This window comes from Agrobacterium sp. 20P9.1.2 (assembly GCF_057799395.1).
Genome location: NZ_JBYOKI010000005.1, coordinates 43,635 through 59,471 on the forward strand (window position 1 = coordinate 43,635; position 15,837 = coordinate 59,471).

Here is a 15,837-nt window from a genome sequence, read left to right on the forward strand (position 1 = left end):
TTCATCGCCTGACGTCAGATTCGAATGCCGCGCGACGTCAGCATCGACTGAATGTTCACTGCCGATCCTGTCTCGATAGACGCATTTGCTGCGATCCCCGTCAGAATCGACCATGCCCCGGAAATATGGTCGGAAGCGCGATTGTAGCGATCCGGCTCCATCGTGTCGGGCGCAAAGATATAGCCGAGCATCACCGGGTCTGCGCCGCCATGGTTACCTGTGGCTTTGGGAACCTCGATCATCCTTGGCTTTTCGCCTGCCAGATGCAGTTCGGTGGTAATGGCTTCCTCATCCGCATGGTCACGCACGCCGCCGAATACGCCGTGAACCTCGATGTGCTTGTGCACAATCTCGCCCTTGGTACCCTGAAAACGGATTTCCAGCCCCTCCCAAGGGGAATAGGCCGTCAGCGTGTAATTGGCCGTCACACCGGATGCGTAGCGGATATGGGCCTGCATCGTGTCCTCAATGCCGATATCTTCATCGAAAACACAGCGGTCGCGGAAATAGCCATCCTCGTCTTCGGCATCGAGATAAAGCGCGCGCAGTTGCGGGTCGGCGGAAAGATCCAGGCGGAAAGCACATCTTTCCGCCACGGGACAGTCCGCACAGCGCGGGCCGTGATCTTGCAGCCCCAGTTCCACCGCTGTTTCAGGGCGGTAGAAGGCGCGCTGACCGGAGGCGAAAACCTGCGTCGGCGCGGATGCCAGCCACCAGTTGAGAAGATCGAAATGGTGGGTGGACTTGTGCACCAGAAGCCCGCCGGAATTTTCCTTGTGTCTGTGCCAGCGTCGGAAGTAATCCGCGCCATGCACGCGGTCGAGATGCCAGCGAAAATCGACCGCTGTCACCCTGCCGATCACGCCGGACGTCAGCATTTCCTTGATCTGGGTGCGGGCAGGGGAGTAGCGATAGTTGAAGGTGACCATCACCTTGCGGCCCGTGCGGGCCTGCGCATCCACGATCTGCTTCAGCCGCGAAAGGTCGATGGTCAGCGGCTTTTCGCAGATCACATCGCAACCGGCCTCGAAAGCCCGCACGATATAGTCGGAATGCAGAAAATCCGGCGTGGCCACGACAATCGTGTCCGGCTTCTGCTCGGCAATCAGCTGATCGAAATTTTCGGCAAGATAGGTCGGAACGCCATTGGTGCCCGGTTTGGAAATTGCATTCGCCGCCTCTCCCAGGCGATGCGCATTGCTGTCGCACAGAGCGACGATCTCATGTTTATCCGCATAATCCTCGGTGACGGAATCGCGGAACATCTTGTGACGTGATCCGCACCCTACAATGGCGATTTTCACTTCTCTTCCCTTTATGTTGCATGTGGTTTCGGGGTTCCGCACACATTGGACACGCCGCCAGAAACTCAGGCGGATGCCGGCTTTCCGCGTTAGACGGAAAGCAATTGCGTGGAGGGGAGCCGAAAGCTGGAGCGCATATCGTACCTGCAAACTGATATTATCTAGACATTAAAGTCATATTATCATTTCAAGGCAAGCAGATTTCTGATGCTGCACCGCACTCTTTTTAGGGATTCCGCATAAGATAGGAACAAAAGAAAAAGGCGACCTCAGAGGCCGCCTTTCTTTGATTGTAATGTGCCGGCTCTGATCAGGCCGTAACCGCAATCTCACGTCGTTCGCGATCAGTCACGATCGAGAGATCGAGCACCTTCTGCAGATTGGCTGCGTGGCGGAAGTCAGGATCGGCGGTGCCACCTTCCATCACCGCCTTGGCGAATTTCTGGTAGTTGGTCTCGACAGGCTCGACCTCGATGTCTCTCCAGATCGCCTTTTCCACATCCTCGCCCAGGCATCCGCGCAGCGTGGAATAGTCGGGCGTGTGGACGACTTCGACGGCACCCTTGTCGCCATGCAGGCGCAGGCGAAGCTCGTTCAGGTGTCCTGTCGCCCAGCGGCTGGCATGGATGACACCCATGGCGCCGTTTTCAAGTTCGGCAGTCATGGTGAAGCTGTCATTGGCGTCCAGATCATAGACGTCGATCCTGTTGCCTTCGTATTTGTCGAAGGTTTTCAGGCGAGTGAAGATGCGCTCCACATCGCTTGCCGCGCCGTAGGAGGCAAAGTCGAGGATGTGAATTCCAACGTCACCCAGTACGCCATTGGAGCCGTGCTTGGTGGAGAGACGCCACAGCCACTTGCTCTCCGTCATCCAGTCGCCCCAGGCCTTGGAGACCAGCCAGCTCTGGAGATAGGAGGCTTCCAGATGACGCAACTTGCCGATCTTGCCGTCCAGAACCATCTGCCGTGCGGCCTGTAGCGGTGCAACATTGCGATAGGTCAGGTTGACCATGGCCACCAGTCCGGCTTTTTCTGCCGCATCGGCCATTTCGGCTGCCTTGGCATAGCTTTCAGCCAGTGGCTTTTCGCAAAACACATGCTTGCCAGCCGCCAGCAACTTCAGGCTGGTCGGGTGGTGGATCGCATCCGGCGTCACATTGGCAACCGCGTCGAATTCACCCCAGGCAATCGCCTCGTCCAGCGAGGTGAAGGTCAGCGGAATATTGTGGCGCGCCGCAAAGGCGCGCACGATGACATCGTCCACATCCACCGCCGCAACCAGTTCGACGCCTGAGATCTGGGAGAAATGCATGGCATGATTATTGGCCATGCCGCCCGTTCCAAGAATAAGAAGTTTCATGATCGATTACCTGTAACCTGCTTCGCCGGCAGAGTGCAGCTTGGGGCCGCGCTCTTCGATTTTCTCCGGTGCCTTGTCGACCGGCACGTTCGGCGCTTCGTGAATGCTCTTCAGCGAGCCAGCCGGATTATAGGCCCACTTCACGGAATTGCTGATGACCTTCTGCACATTGGCATCGTGATAGGTCGGGTAGGTCTCGTGTCCGGGGCGGAAATAGAAAATGTTACCGGCACCGCGACGCCATGTCAGACCGGAACGGAACACCTCACCACCCTGGAACCATGAAATGAAGACGGTTTCCAGCGGCTCCGGCACGGAGAATTGCTCGCCATACATTTCCTCGTTTTCGAGTTCGAAATGCTCCGGCAGACCTGCTGTAATAGGGTGGCGGGGATTGATGTTCCACAAACGCTCACGCTCGCCCGCCTCACGCCATTTCAGCGCGCAGGGTGTACCCATCAGGCGCTTGAACGGCTTGGAGAAGTGGCCGGAATGCAGAACGATCAGGCCCATGCCTTCCCAGACGCGCTTGGCAACGCGCTCGACGATCTCGTCCTGAACCGCGCCATGGTCCTTGTGGCCCCACCAGACCAGAACGTCCGTGTTATCGAGCCGTTCCTGCGAAAGCCCGTGTTCCGGCTCCTGCAGGGTTGCGGTGGTGGCATTGATCTCGGGCGTCTGGTTCAGCGCATCTGCGATCGTGTTGTGCATGCCGTTGGGGTAGATCGAACGAACCGTCTCATTGATGTGTTCGTGGATGTTTTCGCCCCAGACGACGGTATTGATAGTCATGGTCATGCTCCTTGGTGGACCGGCGCGTTGAGAGGACTGCCGGTGAAGAGGGTCTCGATGGGTTCAGGCGGCGCGCGTTTGTGCTTTGGGCAGTGCGTTGCCCTGCGCGTCGAAGCGGTGAATATGTTCAGGCAGCGGTGAAAGCGTCAGCTTCTGGCCGGGCTGTCGGGCGGAAACGCCTTCTTCGCGCACCACCACCGGTTCGTCTGTGCCCATATCCACATAGATAAAGCTGTCCGAGCCCAGCATTTCCGAATGCACGATGTCACCTGTCCAGCCACCGGCATCGGATGCCGCAGTGATGTGTTCCGGCCGGATGCCAACGGTGTGGGCGCCATAGGCTTCGGCAAGCTTGCCCGTGAGGAAATTCATCTTCGGTGACCCGATGAAGCCCGCAACGAAGGTGTTGACGGGTGTCTCGTATAGTTCAAGCGGCGTGCCGACCTGTTCGACACGGCCATCACGCAACACACAAATTCTGTCCGCTAGCGTCATGGCTTCCACCTGATCATGAGTAACATAGATCATTGTCGTGTCAGGCATACTGCGGTTCAATTTGGCTATTTCGAGACGGGTTGCCACGCGCAGCGCCGCATCGAGGTTGGATAGCGGTTCATCGAACAGAAACACCTTCGGATCGCGCACAATGGCACGACCGATGGCAACGCGCTGGCGCTGCCCGCCCGAAAGCTGCTTCGGCAGGCGCTCGAGATAGGGCGTCAACTGCAGCATCTCCGCTGCCGCTTCCACGCGCTTGCGCCGCTCGTCCTTGGTCGATCCGGCCAGCTTCAGTCCGAAGGCCATATTCTCGAAAACGGTCATGTGTGGATAAAGCGCATAGGACTGGAACACCATGGCAACACCGCGCTGGGCAGGTGCAAGCCGGTTGACGACATCTCCGCCAAAGGAAAGCTCGCCACCGGAGATTTCCTCCAGGCCGCAAATGAGCCGCAGCAGCGTGGACTTGCCGCAGCCGGAAGGGCCGACGAAGACCATGAATTCTCCGGAGCGGATATCCATGTCGATGCCCTTGATGACGTCGAAAGCGCCGAAGGATTTGCGAATATTGCGCAATTGTATGCTGGTCATGAATGGGTCTCCTAACCTTTGACGCCACCGGCCGTCAGACCGGAAATGATGCGCCGCTGGAAGATCAGAACGAGGATGACGAGAGGGACGGTGACGATGACGGAAGCCGCCATGATCGTTCCCCATGGAATTTCAAATTGCGAACTGCCGGACAGAAGCGCGATGGCGACCGGCACCGTGCGCTGCTCGTTGGACGAGGTGAATGTCAGGGCAAACAGAAACTCGTTCCAAGCGGCAATGAAAGCCAGCAATCCGGTGGTCACCAGCGCTGGCCACATCAAAGGCAGGAAGACCTGCATGATGATGACCCAGGGCGAGGCACCATCGACGATCGCCGCTTCTTCTATTTCGACCGGCAGATCCCGCATGAAAGTCGTCAGAACCCAGACCGTGAAGGGCAGGGTGAAGATCATGTAGGAAAAGATCAGCGCAAGCGGCGTGTTGAAGACACCGGCCCAGCGGATGAGCTCGAACAGACCGGCAAGCACCGCAATCTGGGGAAACATCGAAACCGACAGGATTGTCAGCAGCAGAAGCGAACGGCCTCTGAAGCGCACCCGCGCCAAGGCGTAAGCGGCGGTTACGGCAAGGAAAAGCGACAAGGCGACGACGCAGGTCGCAACCATGAGCGAATTGCCGAGATTGCGCAGGAAGCTGTCATTGCCCAGCACGTCGCTGTAATTGCTGAACGAGATGTTCGTCGGCAGATAGTTGATTTCGAACAGCGCCGTTCCGGTTTTGAAGCTCGTCAGGATCGCGTAATAGAACGGAAACACCGCAACGATGACGATGATCGCAACCAGCGCATAAAACGCCGTGTTCTTGATGAGGCTGGAAGCTGTCATCGTGCTCCTCCATCGGTGTTAACCCGGCCAAGCCACATATAGATGATGGTGATGGACGCGATGATGAGGAAAAGCATGGTCGATGCCGCTGCGCCGTAAGCGAACTTGTCGAAGTCGAACAGGTTTTCACGCGCCAGCACAGACATGGTGCGGGTCTGGGAATTGTTCGGCGTCAGAATGTAGATGAGGTCGAAGACGCGCATGGCATCCAGCATGCGGAAAATCACCGCCACCATCAGCGCAGGCCGGATCATCGGAAGCGTCACGCGCCAGAAGACCTTGATGGGATGAATGCCATCCACCTTGGCGGCCTCATACATATCCTTCGGCACCATTTGCAGACCGGCCAGAATGAGCAGCGCCATGAAGGGCGTCGTCTTCCACACATCCACGATCAGCACTGCCGTCATCGCGGTTTCGGGGTTGGCGGTCCAGGCGATCTTTTGCGAGATAAGGCCGAGATTGAGCATCATGTCGTTGAGAATGCCGAATTGGTCGTTCAACATCCATGCCCACATGCGCGCCGACACGATGGTGGGAATGGCCCAGGGAATAAGGATGGCGGCGCGCACGAGCCCGCGCCCCTTGAATTCAGCATTCAAAACCAGCGCGACGATCAGGCCGAGCACGGTTTCGACGGAAACGGATATCAGTGTGAATTTCAGCGTGTTCCACACCGCACCCCACCAGGCGGGGTCGGCCAGAAGCCCACGATAAACCGTGCGGCCGCTGCTCAGCGTAATCCAGGAGAGATAGTTTTTCAGGCCGACGAATTGCGCATCGGAAAGGCTGGTCAACGAGGCATCGGTCAGGCTGAACCAGACCGTTCTCATCAGCGGCCAACCGGCAACCAGCGCTAGCGTCAGAAATGTCGGGGCAAGAAACAGCCATGCGGAGCGCAGACGTTCCGATTGTAGATCGGACCCCGTCATTGCTGCTGCCGCAGGCCGGTCAGAGGCGATTTTGGTCATGAGGAATTCCCACCGTTTTTAAACAGAGGTCAGGCGGCCGGTGACGACCGCCTGACGTGTAAAGCCGTGTTACCAGCTGTTACCCTTGAGATCGGTGAGCTCGACTTCGAGAAGTTCGAGGTTTTCGGCAGCGGTGCCGGTGCCGGACAGCGTGTTGTGAACCGCACCCCAGAACTTGGCGGAAACCTCGTTATATTTCACCTTGGTTGCCGCAGATGGTCGCGGCACGGCGGTTTCGAAAATAGGCTTCCACAGCGGCATGAAAGGCTGCGCGGCTGCAACATCCTTGTCGTCATAAAGAGAAGCAATGGTCGGCATGTTGGAAAGCTCGACCGCCCGCTTCTTCTGTGTTTCCTCGGAGCCGAGGAATTTCACCAGCGCAATGGCTGCTTCCTGGTTCTTGGAATATTTGGAAACCGCTGCGTTCCAGCCGCCCAGAGTGGAGGCTGCCGCTTCGCCTTCCGTTCCCGCAGGCAAAGGCACGACGCCGAACTTGCCCTTGATGGAACTGTCGCCGCCATTGCCCAGCGCATAGACATAGGTCCAGTTGCGCATGAACACGGAATTGCCGGTCTGCCAGACGCCGCGTGCTTCCTCTTCCTTATAGGCAAGTGCACCCGGCGGAGAAATCGTGCCGATCCAGCTTTTCGCCGTTTCAAGGGCAGCTGCGGCTTTCTCATTGTTGATGCTGATGTCGCCATTGGTCTCGACAATGTGGCCGCCGCCAGCAGATGCGATCCATTCCAGCGCGTTGCAGGTCAGGCCCTCATAGGCGCTGCCCTGAAACACGAAGCCCCACATGTCCTTCTGGCCAGTTTCCCGTTCCTTGTCCTGAACGTCCTTGGCTGTCTCAGCCAGTTCCTTCCAGGTCTTGGGCGGCTGCTTGCCGTATTTTTCCAGCAAATCCTTGCGGTAGAACAGGGCGGGGGCATCCGTATACATCGGCATGGCAACCAGCTTGCCATCCACCGTCTGTGACGCGATGACGGATGGGAAGTGCTTGGCAACGACGTCCTTGGCGGCCTCGGTCAAATCAACGAACTGCTCGGCCAGCTGCGGTGCCCACACAACGTCGGTCTGGTAGACATCGACATCGGTGTTACCGGCGGCCAGCCAAAGTCGGTATTGGCTGAACTGCTCGCTGGATGATGGTGGCATCGTCACCAGCTTGACCTTGTGGCCGGTCTGCTTTTCGAATTCCACCAGCTGCTCGCGGATAAAATTCAGGTTCTTGCCCGTCGAATTCGCAGCCATCGAAATCTCGGCTGCCTGCGCGGCAAAGCCTGTGGACAGCACGCTGCCGCACAGGAACAAAACTTTCATAGAAACATTCATCGTCAAAACTCCTCCATGCCGTTTTTCAACCATCCTCTAAATTGAAAACGCTTTCGACTTCGCAAAGCTGACAAATTCGCGAGACGGTGTCAATGGGTTTCGATTTTAGAGGGTTCATCGCCACTTAACGGCGAATAGCCCTTAAAGTTTCCCCCTGTTTTCGAAATTTGGCGTAAGCGATTTCCGTGTATTGAAATCGATTTCAAATTTTGGAGCTTGAAACTAAACGCTGTTGGCCGCATTCAAGGGAAAACGGCGGGGCTCATGAAACTCAAGGAATTTGCGGAAAAGGTCGGGTTATCTCCCACAACGGTCAGCCGTGCGCTGGGCGGCTACCCCGAGGTGCGCCCGGAAACGCGTGAGCGCGTCATGGAGGCTGCCCGCAAATTCGGCTATAGGCCCAACGCCAATGCCGTGCGGCTGGTCACCGGTCGGGCAGGTGCCATCGGCGTCGTCATGGGGCGCAGCGGCGGCGGGCATTTCTTCTCGGAATTCATGGGCGGCATGGCCAGCCGTCTGGAAGGTGAAGATACCGACATCGTCGTTAGCGTCACCACCGATAATGATCTGGGTGAAGAGCTGCGAATCTTCAGCCGTTTGGCCGAAAGCGGTCGGGTAGATGGCATCATCATCCACTCACCGCGCCCCGATGACGAGCGCATTGCGCTTCTGCACAAGCTGGGCGTTCCCTTCATCGTCCACGGTCGCTCCAGCTCGAAGCTTGAACATGCCTGGCTGGATATCGACAACCACTCCGTCACCTATCTCTCCACCACCCATCTGCTGGAGCGTGGCCACCGCAAGATAGCCTTCATCAACGGTCCCAACGGCAGAACCTTCGTGATCGACCGCGAAAATGGCTATCGGGACGCGCTTGCCACCATGAATGTCGACTATGATTCGCGGATGGTCCTGGCTGCTCCCTTCAGCGAAGAGACCGCCTTCCAGTTTGCCCGCTCGCTTCTCGAAAAAGCATCGCGACCAACCGCCTTCGTGGCGGGCGCCATGATGACGGCGCAGGGCGTTTATCGCGCGGCAAGCCAGTTGGGTCTCACCATCGGCAAGGATGTCTCCGTTATCGCCCATGATGACGTGTTCTCCTATCTGACGCCGGAAAGCATGCTGCCATCGCTCTCGACCACCCGTTCTCCGCAGAGAATGGCGGGCGAAAGGGTCACTGATTTGCTGTTGCAGATCATCGCCGGGCGGCCTGTCAGCGAGTGTCAGGAGCTTTGGCCGGTCGATCTGGTTCTGCGCCAATCCTCCGGTCCCGCAAGCTGATATTTTATTAACGAACCACCGTAACGGATTGTCAAAAAACCGTGTTGTATTATTGTTTTAATACATATCGGTTGTTGGGCTATGACGGAGGGAACACAGTCGGCAACTGATGCGTTAAGACGTTCGAATGGGAGGAAGCCATGTTCGATTTTTTGAAAACAGCACCGAATTCTGTCGTCGATGAAGACGAAACCGGCACCTATGCGGACGCGCTTCTGCAAATGCCCGACATGCAGGTTAACCGCGTCATTGCACGCGAACATGGCCACGAAGCCCATCTGCGCGACTATGGTGATCAGCGCGAAATTGCGCGCAGCTCGCTTGGCTTCGCCTGAACCTCATTTGGAACCGTGAAGGTATCCACACGTTTACCCGTCGAGAATTGCAAGGCGGGCAGCACCAAGTTTGAATGGACCGATATCGGCAAACGCAAGTGGACCGGTTGGCAATTTCAGACAAGGCGCTGCCCGCCAAATTCATGACAGGACATGCCGATGACTGTAATTCCCGTAGAGCCCGTACCAAACCCGGTGCCGCCGCCATCCATCCCGCCTCAGCCAGACGTTCCGCCCGTCAAGGAACCCGAGCCCGATGGCCTGCCGGACGATCTTCCGCTTCCCAATCCAGACGAAAATGACGATGTCCCGCGCGTGCTTTAGCGCGCATTGAAGCGACTAAATCGCAAACCGGTGGACGGGCGCACCCGCTACCGGTACATCCATGGCAATAACAGTCCCGACCGTATTATCGGTGGTCAAGCTCGTCACGTAGAGCGTTTTGAGATCGGCACCGCCGAAACACGGCATGGTCGGTCCCTTGAAGGGCAGGGCGTAGACCTCAACCATATCTCCATCAGGCGAAAACCGGTTGATTCGCCCGCCGCCAACGCCCGCACTCCAGTAAAATCCCGAGCTATCCGTCGCTGCGCCATCCGGCCTGCCTTCATCAGGTACGAAATCATGCAGCCGTTGCGCTAGCCCTAGCGTACCGGTTTCCGCATCGAAGTCGAAAACCTGAAGCAGCAAGCCGCTGCTGTCGGAATGAAACATGCGCCGCCCATCAGGGCTCCAGGCCAGCCCGTTCGATGTCAGCATGTTGCCATAGATCAAGCATTGAAAACTGCCATCCGGCGCAACGCGGTACAGACGGGCATTACCTGTCTGCGGCACGGCTTCATCGCGCGTGCCAACCCAAAAATGTCCGTCCGGCCCGACTTTGCCGTCGTTGAGCCTGCTATCCGCGCGGCCATTATCGGGGTCGCAGAGGCGCTCCAGCTTTCCCGTCGCAGGATTGAGCAGATGCACACCTGTTTGCAGCCCAACGGCCACGACATCACTTTGGCAAAGGCCGAGACAGCCCACGGGTGCAGGCATGTCGAACCGGTCCAGCGTTCCGCTCCGCCGCAGTCGAAACACGGCGGGAGCCAGAATATCGACGAACCATAGGTCACCGGTCCTGTCGTCCCACACGGGCGATTCGCCCACGCGTAGCGGCACATCGATCATCTGGCGAAAGGCTGGTTCGATTATCCGCGGCGCGGTCATTACCCTTGGCTCCAGTGCCTCTGTTCGGTGGGTGATAAGCGGAAGTTGTCGTCGTCTCAGCCGCCCACGCCCTGAAACATTCGGGCTCGCGCTTTCAATATGTGGTTTTTCATCGCGTCATGAGCATCCTGCTCCCGGCGCGCGAAAATGGCATTGACGATTGCGCTGTGCTCATTCTCCACGTCGCGCACATGCTGCGGTGTGCGCTTGAGGCTGAGGCTGCGCGTGACCGATTGGCCGATGGAAAAATGCGGCCTAAACCATGTGCGCACAGTGATGTGAAACTGGTTCTGGCTGGCAATGGCGATGGTTTCGTGCAAGGCGAAGTCTTCATCTGCGCCCAGATCGCCGCGCTCCAGACAACGTTCCAGCGCCAGGATAGCCTGCTCGATCCGTGTTCTGTCAGACGCCTGCCAGTTGCGCGCCGCAAGCTCCGCCGCTGCCGCTTCCAGCCCGGCGCGGAATTCGAAAAAACGCTGCACGTCGGCTAGCGAGCCCACAGGAATTTGTTGAAGTACCGACGAGTCCGGCTGTTGCCGCACATAGGAGCCGGAGCCTTTGCGAGAAACGATCAGATCGTCGTTGCGCAGCCTCTCCAACGCCTCGCGCACGACAGGACGGGATGCGCCGAACAGTGTCGCAAGGCTCTGCTCCGAAGGCAGACGCTCGTTTACCGGAAAGCGCCCGTCGGAAATCATGCCGACGATCTTTTCGTAGATGATATCGCTGAAACGCGTTTCGCTTCTTGCGGGCGTCGCTGTAGCCAGATTGTCCATCAGCGCCCCTTTTGTTGCAAACCGCTGAGTTTGTTGCGTCTTTTCGCTGCGTATGGACCATGAAAGAAACATTGCGAGGCGGGAATGATGAGGCCCGGACCACCCGTGTAAGGATGGTAAGCCTGAGTATTTTGCTCGTATCGCATCTCTTTCCTACCGCCTTGCCGGCCGCATATTTCCCCTCCTCAATAAAAAATCTGTAAAAATCTGTCAATACTTGTAATCATCTGAAAACGCTCATATGGTTTGCCTGCCGGTGGAGGATCGGTGCGCTGGCTGGCCGGGAGGGCCGTTGCGGCAGGGTGGGAGCCCTGTCGCTGCCGGGGAGATTTTGGGAGGATTATTTATGAGCGATGCTGATGCGTTTTCGCTGGGCGTAACGCGCCGTGGCTTTATGGCCGGAGTAGGGGGCGTTGCTGCCCTATCCCTCATCGGAACCTCGGCCATGGCCGCCGGGGGCAAGGAAGCGCCGGATCTGGCCGCCTTGGTCAAGGACGGCAAGCTGCCGCCGCTGGCAGACCGCCTGCCGAAAAATCCAATGGTGGTCACACCGCACGAAAAAATCGGCACCTATGGCGGCACGCTGCGTCGCGGCCTGCGCGGCTCTTCGGATCATAACGGCATTCTGCGCATGGTCGGCAATCAGGGCCTCGTACGCTGGAACATGGACTTCACCGAAGTTCTGCCGAACCTGGCGGAAAAATGGGAGGTCAGCGACGACGCCTCACAGTTCACATTCCATCTTATCCAAGGTGCCAAGTGGTCTGACGGCCATCCCTTCACCGCAGATGACGTCGTCTTCGCCATTGAGGACTGCATCAAGAACAAGGAGCTTTACAGCTCTGCACCTGCGCAATTGTCTGTCGCGGGCAAAGCTGTCAACGTCGAAAAAGTCGATGACTTTACGGTTAAATTCACCTTCGCCGCACCGAACGCGCTCTATCTCGAAAACCTCGCGACACCGCTCGGCCAGCATCCGACGATGTTCGCCAAGCACTATTGCAGCAAGTTCCTGCCGAAATACAACACGGCGCTGGACGCCGATGTGAAGGCCGCGGGCGTGTCCAGCTGGACCGAATTGTTCCGCGCCAAGTGCGGCGATATCGAAATTCCCTCGCGCTGGTCGAATGTCGACAAGCCAACGCTTGATCCTTGGGTCGTCAAGGAGCCATATTCCGGCGGCGCGACGCGCGTGGTCATGACCCGCAATCCATATTTCTGGCAGGTCGATACCGAAGGCAATCAGCTGCCTTACATCGATGAAATCAACTTCGGCATTTCACAGGATGTCGAATCGCTGATGCTGAACGTCATCTCCGGCAAGATCGACATTCAGGAACGCCATATCAGCGTTCTCGCCAACAAGCCGACCCTGTCGCAAAACATGAAAAAGGGCGATTATCGCCTGCTGACGCTGGTGCCATCTGCCGCGCAGCAGTGCCAGATCTACCTCAACATCACCCATAAAGACCCGGCGATGCGCAAAATGTTCGCCGATAAATCCTTCCGTCAGGCGCTGTCCATCGGCCTTAACCGGCAGGAAATCATCGACATCGTCTATTTCGGCCAGAGCGAAGGCTATCAGGCCGGGCCGCGCCCGACCCATCCGTGGTACCACGAAAAGCTGGCCCGCCAGAACACGGAATACGATGCGGATAAGGCTAACGAGTTGCTCGACAAGGCCGGTTACGACAAGAAAAACGACAACGGCATACGTCTGCGTCCAGATGGCCAGCCGGTCTTCTTCTCCATCGATGTCATCCCGACGCTTTATCCCGATCTGGTGGATTCGCTGGAACTGGTAAAGGCGCAGTGGGCGCAGATCGGCGTCGATATCAAGGTCAACACCATTGAGCGCGCACTCTACTACACACGCGGCGATGACAATGCCCATGATGCAGCGGTGTGGCCCGGCCCCGGCGGTCTTGACCCGATGCTCGATCCGCGTGACTTCTTCGCCTTCCATCCACAGGGCTCGCGCTACGCTATCCCTTGGGCGCTTTGGTACACATCCAACGGCCAGAAGGGTGAAGAGCCGCCGGAAAGCCAGAAGCAGCGCTTCAAGCTGTTCGATGAAGCACGCTCGACGGCCGATCTTGCCAAGCGCGGCGAGAAGATGAAGCAGATCTTCGATATTGCGGCAGAAGAGTTCGAGACCATCGGTCTTTGCCTCGCCGTCGGTGGTTTCGGCATCATCCGCAACAATCTGCGCAACGTGCCGGAGACGGAACCTGACAGCTGGACCTGGCCGAACCCCGGTCCGGCGCTGCCGCAGCAGTTCACCTTCACAAGCTAACAACGTCACTTTGGCGTCGCCGTCTCACGGCGGCGACGCTTTCAGTCTGTGTCGACCGCCCGCAATCCGTCGTTCAGTGACGGCTGGCGTGCGCGGTAAAATGTGATTGCGAGAGCGACATGCTGATTTTTATCGTGAAACGCCTGCTGTGGATGATCCCGTCCCTGTTTGCCGTCAGTTTTCTGGCCTTCGTCCTCATCCAGTTGCCACCGGGCGATTATGTGACGACCTATATCGCCACGCTGGCCGCCTCCAACGAAGTCATCGACCACAACACGGCAGCGCAATTGCGTGAACGTTTCGGCCTCGATGACCCGATGATCATTCAATATCTGAAATGGATATGGGGCATTATCAGCCGTGGTGATTTCGGCATATCCTTCGAGTGGCAGCAGCCGGTGTCGGGCCTCATCTGGGAACGCATGGCGCTGACGCTGGTTCTGGCTGTCGCAAGCCTTCTGGCAACATGGGCCATCGCCCTTCCCATCGGCGTTTTCTCCGCCGTCCGTAAATACTCGATTGGCGACTATCTCTTCACGGCTTTTTCCTTCTTCGGCCTTTCGGTGCCGTCCTTCCTGCTCGCGCTGGTGCTGATGTATATCGCAGCGGTCGAGTTCGGGGCCGATGTCGGCGGGCTGTTTTCGCCGGAATATGAAACCGCATCCTGGAGCATCGCCAAGATGGTTGATCTCATGGCGCATATCTGGTTGCCGGTCGCCATTCTCGCCATCTCCTCCACCGCCAGCCTTATCCGCGTCATGCGCGCCAATATGCTGGATGAATTGCCGAAACCCTATGTCACCACGGCACGCGCCAAGGGCCTGTCTGAGTTTCGCCTGCTGACGAAATACCCTCTGCGCATCGCTCTCAACCCCTTCATTTCCACCATCGCGTGGCTGCTGCCCAACCTCATTTCGGGCTCGGTCGTCGTTGCCATCGTGCTCAACCTGCCCACTGCCGCGCCGCTGCTTTTGCAGTCGCTGATGGCGCAGGACATGTATCTCGCCGGGGCCTTCGTGCTCCTGATCTGCGCACTGACGCTGATCGGATCGCTCATCAGCGACATCTTGCTGGCGCTGGTCGATCCCCGCATCCGTCTCGAATAGGAGGGCGTCATGAGTGACATTGCCATCACCACTGCTGTCCGCCCGGACCGTGCCGCCGTTGCCTCACAATGGCAGCTCATCTGGTGGGCGTTCAAACGCCACCGGCTGGCCATGGCCGCGCTGTTCATCACCGTTGCCATGTACATTGTGGCGCTCGTGCCGGGCTTCTTTGCCATCAACGATCCCGTTCTGCAAAACGCCCGCGCCACCTTCTATCCACCGCAGCGGGTCCATTTCATCGATACGACAAATGGTTTCTCCGTCGGCCTGCACTATTATCCGCTGAAGCTAACGCGTAATCCTGAAACACTGGCCGCCGTCTTCGTGGAAGACACGGGCAAGAAAATCCCGATCCAGCTTTTCGGTCGCGGTTACGAATATTCGGTCCTTGGCCTGTTTAACACCAACATCCACCTTCTGGCCTCCACCGATAAGACCCGCCCGCTCTTCCTATTTGGGGCAGATCGTCTGGGGCGCGATGTCTTCAGCCGCGTGGTGCAGGGCTCGCAGATTTCGCTGTCCATCGGTCTCGTCGGCGTGTTCTTCTCGTTGCTGCTCGGCGTCGTCCTTGGCGGCATCTCCGGTTATTATGGCGGGCGCATCGATTTCGTCATGCAGCGCGTCATCGATTTCGTGCTGTCGCTGCCGACCATACCCATATGGCTGGCCATGGCCGCAGCACTGCCGCAAGGTTGGCCCGCCACGCTTCAATATATGATGATCACCATCATCCTGTCGCTCACCGGCTGGGCGCAGCTTGCCCGTGTCGTGCGTGGCCGCTTCCTGTCGCTCAGAACCGAGGAGTTCGTGGCCGCAGCCCGTCTGGATGGCGTGCCGGAAGGCCGCATCATCTTCCGTCACATGCTGCCCAGCTTTTCCAGCCACATCATCGCTTCGGTCACTCTGGCGGTTCCGGCGATGATCCTTGCCGAGACGTCGCTCTCCTTCCTCGGCCTTGGCCTGCAACCGCCAACCATTTCATGGGGCGTGCTGCTGCGCGAAGCCCAGAATATTCGCTCCATCGCAACCGCACCCTGGCTGTTCCTGCCCGGCGTCGCTGTTGTCGTCGCCGTCATGGCGCTCAACCTGCTCGGTGACGGTCTGCGTGATGCAGCCGATCCCTACAACAAGTGAGGCC

At 58.0% G+C, this 15,837-nt stretch carries 15 protein-coding genes; 6 read left to right on the forward strand and 9 right to left on the reverse strand.

The features are described 5' to 3' along the window. Positions 1-14: 14 nt before the first annotated feature. The 7 genes from AC27VJ_RS15140 to AC27VJ_RS15170 form a co-directional block, all read right to left on the reverse strand. On the reverse strand, positions 15-1,304 hold the full coding sequence (locus AC27VJ_RS15140; protein ID WP_488684721.1) for a Gfo/Idh/MocA family protein: 1,290 nt from the start codon (positions 1,302-1,304) through the stop codon (positions 15-17). A gap of 310 nt (positions 1,305-1,614) precedes the next feature. Then, a complete protein-coding gene (locus tag AC27VJ_RS15145) occupies positions 1,615-2,664 on the reverse strand; it encodes a Gfo/Idh/MocA family protein (protein WP_113088393.1) in 1,050 nt (349 codons plus the stop codon). Between the two features lie 6 nt (positions 2,665-2,670). Further along, entirely contained in the window at positions 2,671-3,456 is a 786-nt protein-coding gene (locus tag AC27VJ_RS15150; RefSeq protein ID WP_113088394.1) for a ThuA domain-containing protein, read from the reverse strand. A gap of 63 nt (positions 3,457-3,519) precedes the next feature. Continuing rightward, positions 3,520-4,545 (reverse strand): ABC transporter ATP-binding protein, encoded by a 1,026-nt coding sequence (locus tag AC27VJ_RS15155; RefSeq protein WP_488684722.1) that lies wholly within the window; start codon positions 4,543-4,545, stop codon positions 3,520-3,522. An 11-nt stretch (positions 4,546-4,556) separates the two neighbouring features. Beyond that, on the reverse strand, positions 4,557-5,390 hold the full coding sequence (locus AC27VJ_RS15160) for a carbohydrate ABC transporter permease (RefSeq protein ID WP_353576734.1): 834 nt from the start codon (positions 5,388-5,390) through the stop codon (positions 4,557-4,559). Beyond that, positions 5,387-6,361, reverse strand: a complete 975-nt coding sequence (locus AC27VJ_RS15165) for a carbohydrate ABC transporter permease (RefSeq protein ID WP_113088397.1) — start codon at positions 6,359-6,361, stop codon at positions 5,387-5,389. Before AC27VJ_RS15165 ends, AC27VJ_RS15160 begins: the two co-directional genes overlap by 4 nt. A gap of 69 nt (positions 6,362-6,430) precedes the next feature. Next, positions 6,431-7,696 (reverse strand): ABC transporter substrate-binding protein, encoded by a 1,266-nt coding sequence (locus AC27VJ_RS15170; protein WP_488684723.1) that lies wholly within the window; start codon positions 7,694-7,696, stop codon positions 6,431-6,433. Positions 7,697-7,960: 264 nt separating this feature from the next. On the opposite strand from AC27VJ_RS15170, the gene AC27VJ_RS15175 reads away from it, so the two are divergent. From AC27VJ_RS15175 to AC27VJ_RS15185, 3 genes are all read left to right on the forward strand, one after another. Beyond that, positions 7,961-8,977 (forward strand): substrate-binding domain-containing protein, encoded by a 1,017-nt coding sequence (locus AC27VJ_RS15175; protein WP_488684724.1) that lies wholly within the window; start codon positions 7,961-7,963, stop codon positions 8,975-8,977. Between the two features lie 140 nt (positions 8,978-9,117). Further along, entirely contained in the window at positions 9,118-9,312 is a 195-nt protein-coding gene (locus tag AC27VJ_RS15180; RefSeq protein WP_113088400.1) for a hypothetical protein, read from the forward strand. A gap of 159 nt (positions 9,313-9,471) precedes the next feature. After that, the gene (locus AC27VJ_RS15185) at positions 9,472-9,636 is read left to right on the forward strand and encodes a hypothetical protein (RefSeq protein ID WP_353576732.1); all 165 of its coding nucleotides are present in this window, start codon (positions 9,472-9,474) and stop codon (positions 9,634-9,636) included. Between the two features lie 15 nt (positions 9,637-9,651). Here AC27VJ_RS15185 and AC27VJ_RS15190 read toward each other — a convergent pair whose 3' ends face one another. Together AC27VJ_RS15190 and AC27VJ_RS15195 are read right to left on the reverse strand one after the other, a co-directional pair. Beyond that, positions 9,652-10,521 carry an SMP-30/gluconolactonase/LRE family protein gene (locus AC27VJ_RS15190; protein WP_488684725.1) on the reverse strand — a complete coding sequence of 290 codons (870 nt, stop codon included), beginning with the start codon at positions 10,519-10,521 and terminating at the stop codon, positions 9,652-9,654. Positions 10,522-10,577: 56 nt separating this feature from the next. Further along, a complete protein-coding gene (locus AC27VJ_RS15195) occupies positions 10,578-11,297 on the reverse strand; it encodes a FadR/GntR family transcriptional regulator (RefSeq protein WP_488684726.1) in 720 nt (239 codons plus the stop codon). Positions 11,298-11,643: 346 nt separating this feature from the next. On the opposite strand from AC27VJ_RS15195, the gene AC27VJ_RS15200 reads away from it, so the two are divergent. The 3 genes from AC27VJ_RS15200 (at position 11,644) to AC27VJ_RS15210 (ending at position 15,833) form a co-directional block, all read left to right on the forward strand. Continuing rightward, the gene (locus tag AC27VJ_RS15200) at positions 11,644-13,593 is read left to right on the forward strand and encodes an ABC transporter substrate-binding protein (protein ID WP_488684727.1); all 1,950 of its coding nucleotides are present in this window, start codon (positions 11,644-11,646) and stop codon (positions 13,591-13,593) included. A gap of 119 nt (positions 13,594-13,712) precedes the next feature. After that, positions 13,713-14,699, forward strand: coding sequence for an ABC transporter permease (locus tag AC27VJ_RS15205; protein WP_488684728.1), 987 nt, complete (start codon positions 13,713-13,715; stop codon positions 14,697-14,699). Positions 14,700-14,708: 9 nt separating this feature from the next. Beyond that, complete coding sequence (locus AC27VJ_RS15210) at positions 14,709-15,833, forward strand: ABC transporter permease (RefSeq protein ID WP_488684729.1); 1,125 nt, start codon at positions 14,709-14,711, stop codon at positions 15,831-15,833. The last annotated feature ends 4 nt before the right edge of the window (positions 15,834-15,837 follow it).